Genomic DNA, 12,399 nt, shown 5'->3' on the forward strand with positions numbered 1-12,399 from the left:
CCAAGATGCAAAAGGAATTTGGCTTAGCGGATTACATGGCACAAGAAGGGCGCTTAATCATTACCGCGCCGAGCTTTGACCTTGATAGCTTTCCTGCTTTAGGTGAGCGTTTAGTCGGCTTGCTTTCTGCTACTGTGGTGGAAAAACAGTGGGATGCGGACATTCACTCTTGGTTGATTGACTTTGAAGGTTGCCGACTGTTTATGAAAGCAGAGCATTACAGCGAAGCGATTTGGTTTGAAGCGTTAGCGATTGAAGAGAGCAGGGAAGAGTTGGATTATCTTGCAGGGTTGTTCCAGCGCGGCTTCTAAAAATAGAATTTTTCTAGAGAGGGTGTTTCACATGAAACACCCTTTTTTATGCTTAAACGTTTGCGTCAAACAGACGACTTGCGGCGAAAAGTGGTTAATGTATAATCGCCCACCGCTTCGCTCAGAAAGAGCCAAGCCAGTTTATTTTTCATTTTACATTGTTGGTAAGAGCCACTTTATTCAGTGACTCGATTTGGGTTCCCTCACCCCCAAACCAAACTAAAAAGGTATCGCATGAGTAACTTTACCCCTGCGCAGCAGCGCAACGCCCTTATCTATCTGGTTCTATTCCACCTAGTCATTATTGCATCTAGCAATTACCTAGTTCAGCTACCGTTTACTATCTTCGGTTTCCATACCACTTGGGGTGCATTCACTTTCCCATTTATCTTCTTAGCGACTGACTTAACTGTGCGTATTTTCGGTGCTCAGTTGGCACGTAAGATCATCTTCTTAGTGATGTTGCCTGCTTTGGCAGTGTCTTACTTCTTATCGGTGGTGTTCTTCGAAGGTCAATTCCAAGGTTTTGGCCACCTAGGGGAATTTAACTTATTCGTTGCTCGTATCGCGATTGCTAGCTTCATGGCGTACCTACTTGGTCAGATCATGGATGTGCATGTGTTCAACCGCCTACGTCAAATGAAGCAATGGTGGGTGGCACCAACGTGTTCAACGCTTTTCGGTAATGCACTTGATACCATCGCTTTCTTCGCCATTGCGTTCTACCAAAGCCCAGATCCATTTATGGCTGAGCATTGGACGGAAATCGCGCTGGTGGATTACGGCTTCAAACTGATTATTAGTCTTGGTTTGTTCGTTCCTATGTATGGCGTACTACTGAATTACCTAATTAAGAAGCTGACTGCGGTGAACCCTGACTTTAAGGTGACCACAAGCGTTCAGTCTTAATATCAGTGGGAACCCCGAAAGCCGCTTGCTCAAATCAAGCGGCTTTTTTGTGCCTGTTTACTTGGGGTTAGAGGGTTTTGTACAGCATGGGGAGTAATTAGATCATGGGTGTCCAAAAGCTCCCTAAGCTGTACAAAGGTAAAAATGGAGTAATAAAAAAGGTCCCGAGTGAGACCTTTTTATCGAAGTTACGGAACGTAGAGGAAGCTAGTTGGTGAAATGGCTAACGGAGCATCTTCTCAATCAAAATGGCTTTTTGCGCATCGAAGGCGCCAAGTTGCAGGCCGTTCTCCCAACTGATGCTTTGATTGAACATCGCCAGCATCAAACCGACACTGCGTTGATTGGCGTCCTGCCAGCAATCAGATTCGCTGTACTCTCCATCATTTATCGCGTTGCCATTAACGAGAATGGGCTCGAAACGCCATTTTTCGCCGACACGGTAGTAGCCTTTACTGGTTAAGGTCTGGTTGGATTGAATCGTTAAAATGTGCTCGATGCCCGGCTCACCGGTTAATTCAAATACAAATCTTAGCTGGTGGTCGCCACATTGCAGCTCAACGATCAGTTGGCCGTTTTCCTCAATCAGTGTTGACTGAGAGTAGTCTCCGAAGCAGTGCAGCAACCAAGAAATAGGGTGACTGGCTGTTTCAAGAAACCACTCTTTGAGTGTGAAGGTGCCCGGTAGGTTAACTTGGGTGATTAGATTGACCACACAAGGTTGGGTTTGCGAGGTGAGCCATTTCTCTATCGTCTTGGCGGTCTCTAGCTGAGCAAAGGCGTAATTAACCAATAGGTTGGAGTTCGGTTGCTGCCAGTGAGTGATGTCGGAATTCAATCCCACCAATGGCTTTTCACAAATCAGCTTGGTTGAACCTAACGTCTTTATGATCTCTGCATGAGTATGCGCAGGTGTCGCGATGGTCCCGACATCGAGTTGTTTGAGTGCGCTGATGTTCGTTTCTGCCTTTAGGATTGCTTCCTCACTGCACGCTTGCTGAAGCGGTTCTATTTGGTTGGCGCATAACGTTGTGACCGATACACCATTGTTTCGATAGTGGGGAATGTGCGTGCGTCCCCAGTTGATTCCTATGATGCCAGCTTGTTTGATTTGCTCTGGCTTGTTGAAACGTTCACTCAATGGCGGCAAGGCAATTCGTTCATCTGTTAGACGTTGGTCATGGTGATAATCATTGCTTGGCAGCACTTGCCATGGCTTGTTGTAATGCTGCTTGAGTGCACAAACGAGTTCGTAGAAATTCCACTTATCCTTTAAGTTGCTATCAAAATGGTATAAACCTGCTTCGTTCCGCTCAATAAGCTGCAAAAAGGCGAGTGCAGTATCGTCCATATGAGAAGTCGCGGGATACCAAACTGTACTAGCGGTAATAACGCCGTTCTCTTCATATTGGCGGTCGAGATGCGCCAACATGTTATTGCCTTCTGCTTGGTGATGGAGCTGCCAACCAATTCGAGCAATCATCGCATCTGGGTTTGCTTGCCAGATTGCATCTTCACAACGAACTTTGTATTTGCCGTATTCATCTTGGGTGTTTCTTTCTTCAAAGATGCCATAAGGCCCATTTTTTGTGGCATCAAATACCATTGCTGTACTGACAAAAAGATAAGGAATGTTGCGCTGTTTGCAGTGCTCACCAAGCCACGCTGCCCACGCTTCACTCCCCATCGCCATGTGGCACACCGCATCAATGTGGTGCTGTTGCCAAAATTGCTCACTTTGCTGTGGATCATCTGGTGGGATTTGGTGGTGATTCCATTCCAATACGTTCCAGCCACGGAGGTGGAACTGATGAGCAACTTTAGGGGCGAGGGTGCCAGTTAAGCCAGTCATTAAAACGGTTTTCATTATGGTGCATCTTGGTTGGCTAAATCGTGCTTATCAATAAAGCATGGCTGTTTTTCGATGTAGAGCGGAGAAGCTGAGATTTTTGCTGGGCAGCACGTTTTGTAGGGGAAGTAGAAGCAAAAAAACCCAAGCGAACGCCTGGGCTTTAGTATTGTAAGGCAGTGATATTCGCTTATTTTGCTACGATATTTAATGGCCAGCCGATGTCTGTCTGACGGTTGGATTCAATTTCCAACTCAGCCGCAGTCAGTGGGTTTTTCTCTAGCCATTGCGCATCAATGTGTAACGTTAGATTGTCGCCTTCAACCGTTAGAGTCACATTTGGCTCTAGATCAGGATTGCGACGATGGCTGAGTAGAACCGCAAGACGCAACAGTCTCAATACTCGTTTGGCACTTGAGCCTGATAATGCATGCTGCTCAGGTAAAGAAGTGAGCTGTTCGCGATAGCGACGAGCCACTTCACCAATAAAGAACTTCTGCGCGCGCGTGTAACCAGGCAGATCCAAATTCTGCAGCAAGTAAGCACTATGCTCTCCGCCTTTTTTGAAATCGATAGTTAAACCAATTTCATGCAGTTTTGCGGCGGTCTCGAGTAATATCTTGCCCTGAGGCTCTGTAATCCACTCATCGCCCCCAGCTTGCTGTAAAAGCGTGTGTGCCAGAGTAGCGACTTGTTCGCCGTATTGGTGATCGAGCTGATAGCGATTTTGTACGCTAGCGATAGTGCGGGCACGAATGTCTTCTTGGCGAAGCTCTTCAACCATCTCATACACTAAGCCTTCGCGTAGTGCGCCGCCAGCGAGTGTCATAGCATCGATTTCAAGCAATTCAAAAACGGCAATCAAAATAGAGAGGCCACTAGGGAACACTAATGCCCGCTCAAGTGTTAAGCCTTCAATATCGAGCTCTTCTAAATGGTCGGCCAACATGGCTTGCTTCTGTAGACGCTTGAGTTTGGAGTGAGTGATTACTTCGTCCATGCCTTGCGCCAGCATTATCTCTTGCAATGCCTGAACAGTGCCTGATGCACCAACACACACATCCCAACCAATTTCTGTATAACGTTCTAAAATCGGCTGAATGGTCTGTTTCGCTCCTTCAATTGCCGCATCAAAGTTACGAGCATTCAATTGGCGATCTTTAAAGAAGTTTTCAAGCCAAGTCACGCAGCCCATTTTTAAGCTGGTCAGTGCTTTGGCTTCGAAACCTTCACCGATAATCAGTTCGGTACTTGCTCCACCGATATCGACTACAAGGCGACGACCACTACCGCCAGAGGTGTGAGCGACACCTTTATAGATAGTGGCAGCTTCTTCTTCACCAGTAATCACTTCGATAGGCTGGCCTAGAATTTGGTTAGCCTTTTCTAAAAACACATCTACATTGGTCGCGGTACGTAATGTTGCAGTACCGACGATGCGAATGTTTTGTTTAGGAATGTCCTGCAAGCGTTCCGCAAATAGACTTAAGCAGTCCCATCCTCGCTGCATAGCTTCCATACTAAGAGAATTATGTTCATCTAAGCCCGCAGCTAGACGAACTTTGCGCTTAATTTTAGCCATTGTTTGAACGCTGCCATCGATGTGACGCACAACGAGCATGTGAAAACTGTTCGACCCGAGGTCGATGGCGGCATATAGCGGTGATGATCCTGCTTGACTCATAAAACGAACTCAGTTTCCTATTACGATTGTTTTGGTGCCGATTGACGCGGTTGGCGTGGACGACGTCCCTGCGGCTTACGGTTACCAGAACCAGAACCAGAACCAGAACGGGTACCGCCAGTATTCGTGCGGCGCTGTTGGTTGCGTGGTGCACGCATACGAATCGGAGCTGGTAGATCTTGAATCAGTGCCGACGAATCGTACTCTGAAACTGGGATTGTATGCTCAATGTATTCTTCGATTGCTGGTAGGTTAACCGCGTACTCTTCACAAGCAAAACTGATCGAATGACCGCTCGCACCAGCGCGACCAGTACGGCCAATACGGTGAACATAATCTTCACAGTCGTCAGGAAGGTCGTAGTTGAAAACGTGCGTTACCTGAGGAATATGCAGACCACGCGCTGCAACGTCAGTTGCAACTAAGATGTCGACATCACCTTTGGTGAATTGCTCAAGAATCTTCTCACGCTTCTTCTGCGGTACATCGCCAGTAAGAAGGCCTACACGATGTCCATCGGCAGCCAAATGACCCCAAACCGATTCACACTTATGCTTGGTATTGGCAAAAATGATAGCGCGATCTGGCCACTCTTCTTCAATTAGTGTTTGAAGCAGCGCCATTTTGTCTTCATTCGAAGGATAGAAAAGCTCTTCCTGGATACGGTGGCCAGTTTTTTGTTCTGGTTCGACAACGACATGCTCAGGAGTATTCATGTGTTCGAATGCTAGTTCTTGAACGCGGTAAGAGAGCGTTGCTGAGAACAGCATGTTCAAACGCTCTTTTGGCTCAGGCATACGACGGAACAAGAAGCGAATGTCTTTAATAAAGCCAAGATCGAACATGCGGTCGGCTTCGTCCAGAACAACAGCTTGAATGTTGTTGAGGTTAAATACGCGCTGTTTGTAGAAATCGATGATACGGCCTGTTGTTCCGATCAGAATATCTACGCCGTCTTGCAGTTTCGCAAGTTGCTTGTCGTAGCTTTCACCACCGTAAGCTAGAGCGGTTTTTAGACCTGTGCTTTCAGTTAATGATTCTGCATCATTGTAAATCTGAATAGCGAGCTCACGTGTAGGCGCCATAATAATTGCGCGTGGCTGTGTAGGCTTACGACCTTCATGTTCCGGAGTCGTCAGAAGGTGGTTGAACGTAGCAGTAAGAAACGCGAGCGTTTTACCAGTACCCGTTTGGGCCTGGCCTGCGATGTCTTGGCCGGTGAGCAGGACCGGCAACGCCAAGGCTTGGATAGGGGTACAAAATTCGAACCCTTTTTTGTCCAATCCTTCAATAACTTGGGGCTTTAAGCCCAAATCGGCGAACTTTTGCTCTGTGATATGCGTCTTTTTCATGGCTATAGAATATCAGCTAAAGCTTGCAATACGAAAGTAAATACATTCCAATAGGGCATCTAATTACTGGTTATCATCCAACCAGTTTCGAAAAACACATTGGAGTGGAAGATGAGTGATAAGATTTTGCAGCTAACTGATGACGGTTTTGAAAACGATGTAATCAACGCTGCAGGCCCGGTTCTAGTGGATTTTTGGGCAGAATGGTGTGGTCCTTGTAAAATGATCGCTCCTATTTTGGACGAAATCGCAGACGAGTACGAAGGCAAACTCACTATCGGTAAACTAAACATCGACCATAACGCAGGTACACCACCTAAGTTTGGTATTCGCGGCATTCCAACGCTATTACTATTTAAAGATGGTAACGTAGCGGCAACGAAAGTAGGTGCTCTGTCTAAAACTCAACTGAAAGAGTTCCTAGACGCAAACTTATAATCACCAAGTGATTACAGATAAAACCGTGCAAAGTTACAATGCACGGTTTTGTTTTTCTAACTCTGGACTAGAATACTAATTAGTGCTAACTTATCGCGCGTTAATTGAACAAATTTCTCTTCTTGGTCGATCCTGAGACCAAATCCATCTTAACTAGAAAACAGATCTTATTTTGACTAAACAAGAATCCACCACCATGAACCTTACCGAACTGAAGAACAGACCTGTGTCTGACCTTGTAAAACTGGGCGAAAGCTTAGGATTAGAGAACCTAGCTCGCTTAAGAAAACAAGACATCATCTTCGCGATTTTAAAAGCGCACGCGAAAGGCGGCGAAGACATCTTTGGCGATGGGGTTCTGGAAATTCTGCAAGACGGCTTTGGTTTCCTACGCAGTGCAGATAGTTCATACCTTGCGGGTCCGGACGATATCTACGTATCACCAAGTCAGATTCGTCGCTTTAACCTACGTACTGGTGACTCTATCGCTGGCAAAATTCGTCCACCAAAAGACGGTGAACGTTACTTTGCCCTTCTAAAAGTCAATACCGTTAACGACGATAAACCAGACAACGCCCGTAACAAGATCCTATTTGAAAACCTTACCCCTCTACATGCGAATGAGCGCATGGTTATGGAGCGTGGTAACGGTTCAACAGAAGACATTACAGCACGTGTTTTAGACTTGGCATCGCCAATCGGTAAAGGTCAACGTGGTCTGATTGTTGCTCCGCCTAAAGCGGGTAAAACAATGCTTCTGCAAAACATCGCGCAAAGCATCGCGTACAACCATCCAGAGTGTGAGTTGATGGTTCTTCTTATCGACGAACGTCCAGAAGAAGTAACTGAGATGCAGCGCCTAGTTAAAGGTGAAGTGGTTGCGTCGACTTTCGATGAGCCAGCATCTCGTCACGTACAAGTAGCGGAAATGGTAATCGAGAAGGCAAAACGTCTTGTTGAACATAAGAAAGACGTAGTTATCTTGCTTGACTCTATCACTCGTCTAGCTCGTGCTTACAACACCGTAGTGCCTTCATCAGGTAAAGTACTAACTGGTGGTGTGGATGCAAACGCATTACATCGTCCTAAGCGTTTTTTCGGTGCTGCACGTAACGTAGAAGAAGGCGGCAGCCTAACTATCATCGCAACGGCACTAGTAGATACTGGTTCGAAAATGGATGAAGTTATCTACGAAGAGTTCAAGGGTACAGGTAACATGGAACTGCACTTGAACCGTAAGATTGCTGAGAAACGTGTATTCCCTGCGATTGACTTCAACCGCTCAGGTACACGTCGTGAAGAGCTACTGACGAAGACTGACGAACTACAGAAGATGTGGATTCTGCGTAAGATCGTTCACCCAATGGGCGAAATCGACGCAATGGAATTCCTAATCGACAAGCTAGCGATGACGAAGACCAACGATGAGTTCTTCGATGCGATGCGTCGTCAATAGTCTCAAATAGGCATTCTGCGAAAAGCCACCGTATATCGGTGGCTTTTTTATTGCTTTCTCCCGATAGAAGTATCAGAATGAAGGAAATGTTATCGGGAGGTTAACATGCAACAAGGAATGTTGTCGTCATTACTCCTGAGCTTGTCACTTATCACTCTACCTGCGACATTATCTGCCAAGGAAATGCATGAGTCTGTAGTAGAGCAGTGGCTTCAGGATACTCAAATACAGGCTAAAGTCTCTGAACTGCTTGATTACGCTGTCAGAGATGAAGTCGACTCGCTTAAATTTGCCCTTGATAGACTTGCTTTGCCTCAACAAGAGGTGGTGCGCTTTCAATTATTGGAAAAGCTTGAAAAGCAAGATGTAATTCTCACGCCTCGAATGGCTCTGTTTGTTGAGTCCCAGATCCGTATGACCCCGACTTATCAAGTGTTAGAGCGAGGTGATGGGTATGAATTTAGTGTACCCGCTTTTAACTTTCCCGTTATTGCGAGTCGCTTGATTAAGCGTTGGAAACAAGACCAAAGTACCTTGGACTTTGTCTTACAAGCTGAACGAAGAGAGCTTAACTTAAAGCAATGGCTTACAGGGCCATCTCAACAAGCTCAAGCACGTGAAGCGCTTTTGATTCGAGAGTTAGACAGCTTATCACCCAATGCGCTTGCTGCATTAACGGCCCAGTTAACCAAAGCAAATGTGACCAGTTGGTTACCATCGACGGCCGTGATAGTCAGGTTGGCACAAGTTAGTCAGGATGAGGAAGTGTACAACTTACTCTGGCGGATGAAAGCTGATTACAACAGCCAGTCCGAACTTGAGCGTTTAGCTGCGGTTGGAGACGTTTTTTCCATTCAGCAATTGATGAATGCCACAGTTAACCCATCACTCAAGCCAGAAGCTATTAGTCTACTTACAAAATCTAACCCTCTATCTCCGCAAGTAAAGCAGTTTCTAGTTAGAAAAATGGCGTTATCAGAAGAAGCAACCATGGTTGCTCGAGAGCTTGCTCAACAAGGGCATCAAACCTGGTTGGAAGAGTTAGTATCTTCGAACCATCAGGTAAAGACTCGGCAGATTGAACAAGTATTAAAGTAATCTGGCTCACATACCCACACAAAATAGGAGGATCTTAGCGTCCTCCTATTTGTTATACTGCGGACAGTTTAATCAGCCAGCATGAAGGCCTATGAGTTTTAAGGATTTACGCGAATTTATCGACCACCTAGAACAGAAAGGTCGACTTAAACGCATCACTCACCCTGTCGATCCCGCTTATGAAATGACAGAAATCAGCGACCGCACCTTGCGTGCTGGTGGACCTGCGCTGTTGTTTGAGAACCCAATCGGCTACGACGTACCTGTTTTGACTAACCTGTTTGGTACACCAGAGCGTGTCGCAATCGGTATGGGACGTGAAGATGTTAAAGAATTAAGAGAAGTCGGTAAGCTGCTGGCTTATTTAAAAGAACCTGAGCCACCAAAAGGCTTCAAAGACGCTTTAGAAAAACTGCCTGTGTTCAAACAAGTATTGAACATGCCGGCTAAGCGTTTACGTAAAGCACCATGCCAAGACATTGTTTGGCAAGGTGATGAAGTCGACTTGGATAAAATTCCGGTAATGAGCTGCTGGGCAGAAGATGTAGCGCCGCTGCTTACTTGGGGCTTAACCGTAACCAAAGGTCCAAATAAGAAACGTCAGAACCTAGGCATTTACCGTCAGCAGAAAATTGCCAAGAACAAAATCATCATGCGTTGGTTAGCCCATCGTGGTGGTGCGCTTGATCTGCGCGATTGGATGGAAACCAACCCAGGTAAACCTTTCCCAGTTTCGGTCGCGTTTGGTGCAGACCCAGCAACCATTCTTGGCGCAGTAACACCAGTGCCAGATACGCTATCGGAATACGCATTTGCAGGTTTGCTACGTGGAAGCAAAACGGAAGTCGTGAAGTCAGTCAGCAATGATTTGGAAGTGCCAGCAAGCGCGGAAATCGTGATGGAGGGCTATATCGACCCGAACGAGTTTGCTGATGAAGGTCCTTACGGTGACCATACTGGCTACTATAACGAAAAAGAAAAGCACCACGTATTTACTATTACGCACATTACTATGCGTAAAGAGCCCATTTATCACAGCACCTACACTGGTCGTCCGCCAGATGAGCCAGCTGTATTGGGTGTGGCATTAAACGAAGTGTTTGTGCCGATTCTGCAAAAGCAATTCCCAGAGATTGAAGACTTCTACTTACCGCCAGAAGGTTGTTCGTACCGAATGGCCGTCGTCACCATGAAGAAGCAGTACCCAGGACATGCCAAGCGCGTAATGATGGGCGTGTGGTCTTTCTTACGTCAATTCATGTATACCAAGTTTGTTATTGTGTGCGATGAATCGGTAAACGCACGAGATTGGAATGATGTCGTGAAAGCCATGTCAGAGCATATGGATCCTGTACGTGATACCTTGATGATAGATAACACGCCAATCGACTCGCTCGACTTTGCTTCACCTGTGGTTGGGCTTGGCTCCAAAATGGGCTTGGATGCGACCATTAAATGGGATGCCGAGCTGGCGACGCGAACCGAGGTCACTGAGCGAGACAGCAAAGCGATTACCGAAGCAGAACTGAATGAGTTGAAACAGCAACGCCCTGAGATTGTTGACGTCTATCTACCGGCTACAGCAAACAACCAATTTGCAGTCGTGACTATGAAGAAAGACCAAGCTGGTCAATCCCAAGAATTGATGGAACATCTATGGTTCTTCTTTGCTCAGTACACGGATAACAAATTCATCATTTTGTGCGACGATGACGTTAATGCACGAGATTGGAATGACATCATTTGGGCGGTGACAACTCGAATGGACCCAGATAGAGACACGATTCAAGTGCTTGGTAAGACTGAGAGTTCATCCAAATTAGGACTGGATGCGACCAACAAGTTCGAATCTGAAGTCACGCGCGAGTGGGGTACGCCTATCAAAAAAGATCCTAAACTTGTGGCTAAAGTCGATGAGATTTGGGACCAGTTAGGTATTCTATGAGTCATCAAGTCCACCTTCTACCAATGGACGTTACGTTCCAAGTAAAAGAAGGGGAGACGGTGTTGGAAGCTGCGCTCAACAACAATATTCGCTTCCCGCACCGTTGCCAAGTTGGCGCTTGCGCCATGTGCATGTGTAAAAAGCTAACGGGCGAGGTGAGCTATCACCTCGAACCGATGCTAACCGAAAAAGAGCAACAGCAAGGTTGGATATTCCCTTGCCAAGCCTATACAGAAAGTAATTTAGTGCTTACTTTTGACGAGTAAGCGAGAGGAACACCATGACCATCCAATGTAAAGTAAAGTCTATTCAGCCGTTAGCTTGTAATACTTACCAAATCCTTCTTCACCCAGAATCACCAGTGCCTTTTAAAGCGGGTCAGTACCTAATGGTGGTGATGGGTGAAAAAGACAAACGTCCTTTCTCTATCGCAAGCAGCCCTTGTCGTCATGAAGGTGAACTTGAACTGCACATCGGTGCGGCGGAACACAACGCTTATGCACAAGAAGTTGTCGAGGCAATGCAAGCGGCGCTTGAAACTGATGGTCAGATTGAAATTGATGCGCCACATGGCGATGCTTGGGTTCAAGAAGAAAGCGAACGCCCATTATTATTAATTGCTGGTGGTACAGGCTTCAGTTACGTTCGCTCGATTCTGGATCACTGCGTAGCGCAGAATAAAACCAATCCTATCTATTTATATTGGGGGGCGCGCGATAACTGCCAGCTTTATGCTAAAGACGAACTGGTCGAGATTGCCGACAAGTTTGCCAATGTTCACTTTGTGCCAGTAGTAGAAGAAGCTCCTGCAGACTGGCAAGGTAAAGTTGGTAACGTGCTACAAGCTGTAGCTGAAGATTTCGAAAGCTTAGAAAACTACGATATCTATATTGCAGGTCGTTTTGAAATGGCTGGCGCAGCACGTGAACAGTTCACTCAGAACAAGAAAGCGAAGAGCGAACGTATGTTCGCAGACGCGTACGCATTCATTTAAATACGGCTTTTAAGGCAGAAAAAGAGGGTTTTTTACCCTCTTTTTTGCTTTTTTGATGAAATAGTCATCGAACAGTCATTTTTTTCCATTTTTTTTCAAAAAAGGGTTGCGAACGGATCTGAGTTCCCTATAATGCGCATCCACCGACACGGCAGACGCGATAAGGCTTCAGCAAGGTCGGAGAGGTGAAAGCTTCTACGAAAAATAAAATTGAAAAAGTGTTTGACACTGTCAATTAAATCGCTAGAATGCACCTCCGCTTTGAGAGAAAAACTTCTCGCAAAGCAAGCTCTTTAACAATATAGACCTATCAATCTGTGTGGGCACTCGTTGATGATAATCCAAATAGTTTCTTCGGAAACA

General features: G+C 46.1%; 11 protein-coding genes. 8 read left to right on the forward strand and 3 right to left on the reverse strand.

The window, feature by feature from the left end:
• Positions 1-5 precede the first annotated feature (5 nt).
• Both R8O10_RS22170 and R8O10_RS22175 read left to right on the forward strand, forming a co-directional pair.
• A complete protein-coding gene (locus R8O10_RS22170; RefSeq protein ID WP_005378772.1) occupies positions 6-311 on the forward strand; it encodes a DUF3630 family protein in 306 nt (101 codons plus the stop codon).
• 234 nt (positions 312-545) lie between these two features.
• Complete coding sequence (locus tag R8O10_RS22175) at positions 546-1,220, forward strand: 7-cyano-7-deazaguanine/7-aminomethyl-7-deazaguanine transporter (protein ID WP_005378770.1); 675 nt, start codon at positions 546-548, stop codon at positions 1,218-1,220.
• Between the two features lie 223 nt (positions 1,221-1,443).
• Here the strand turns inward: R8O10_RS22175 and R8O10_RS22180 are convergent, their stop codons facing one another.
• The 3 genes from R8O10_RS22180 to rhlB all read right to left on the reverse strand — a co-directional run bounded on the left by R8O10_RS22180 (position 1,444) and on the right by rhlB (position 6,105).
• The gene (locus R8O10_RS22180) at positions 1,444-3,087 is read right to left on the reverse strand and encodes a sugar nucleotide-binding protein (RefSeq protein ID WP_318191738.1); all 1,644 of its coding nucleotides are present in this window, start codon (positions 3,085-3,087) and stop codon (positions 1,444-1,446) included.
• Positions 3,088-3,259: 172 nt separating this feature from the next.
• On the reverse strand, positions 3,260-4,753 hold the full coding sequence (gene gppA / locus R8O10_RS22185) for a guanosine-5'-triphosphate,3'-diphosphate diphosphatase (RefSeq protein WP_005382885.1): 1,494 nt from the start codon (positions 4,751-4,753) through the stop codon (positions 3,260-3,262).
• A gap of 20 nt (positions 4,754-4,773) precedes the next feature.
• A complete protein-coding gene (gene rhlB / locus R8O10_RS22190; RefSeq protein WP_318191739.1) occupies positions 4,774-6,105 on the reverse strand; it encodes an ATP-dependent RNA helicase RhlB in 1,332 nt (443 codons plus the stop codon).
• A 111-nt stretch (positions 6,106-6,216) separates the two neighbouring features.
• On the opposite strand from rhlB, the gene trxA reads away from it, so the two are divergent.
• The 6 genes from trxA (at position 6,217) to fre (ending at position 12,036) form a co-directional block, all read left to right on the forward strand.
• The gene (gene trxA, locus R8O10_RS22195; protein WP_004745500.1) at positions 6,217-6,543 is read left to right on the forward strand and encodes a thioredoxin TrxA; all 327 of its coding nucleotides are present in this window, start codon (positions 6,217-6,219) and stop codon (positions 6,541-6,543) included.
• A gap of 196 nt (positions 6,544-6,739) precedes the next feature.
• Entirely contained in the window at positions 6,740-7,999 is a 1,260-nt protein-coding gene (rho, locus tag R8O10_RS22200) for a transcription termination factor Rho (protein WP_005378757.1), read from the forward strand.
• Between the two features lie 105 nt (positions 8,000-8,104).
• A complete protein-coding gene (locus tag R8O10_RS22205; protein ID WP_318191740.1) occupies positions 8,105-9,097 on the forward strand; it encodes a hypothetical protein in 993 nt (330 codons plus the stop codon).
• A 91-nt stretch (positions 9,098-9,188) separates the two neighbouring features.
• Entirely contained in the window at positions 9,189-11,042 is a 1,854-nt protein-coding gene (gene ubiD, locus R8O10_RS22210) for a 4-hydroxy-3-polyprenylbenzoate decarboxylase (RefSeq protein ID WP_318191741.1), read from the forward strand.
• Positions 11,039-11,308, forward strand: a complete 270-nt coding sequence (locus R8O10_RS22215; protein WP_009696789.1) for a 2Fe-2S iron-sulfur cluster-binding protein — start codon at positions 11,039-11,041, stop codon at positions 11,306-11,308. Before ubiD ends, R8O10_RS22215 begins: the two co-directional genes overlap by 4 nt.
• 14 nt (positions 11,309-11,322) lie before the next feature.
• Entirely contained in the window at positions 11,323-12,036 is a 714-nt protein-coding gene (gene fre / locus R8O10_RS22220; RefSeq protein WP_005382872.1) for an NAD(P)H-flavin reductase, read from the forward strand.
• The last annotated feature ends 363 nt before the right edge of the window (positions 12,037-12,399 follow it).

Source organism: Vibrio sp. 1727 (genome assembly GCF_033344415.1).
GTDB lineage: Bacteria > Pseudomonadota > Gammaproteobacteria > Enterobacterales > Vibrionaceae > Vibrio > Vibrio alginolyticus.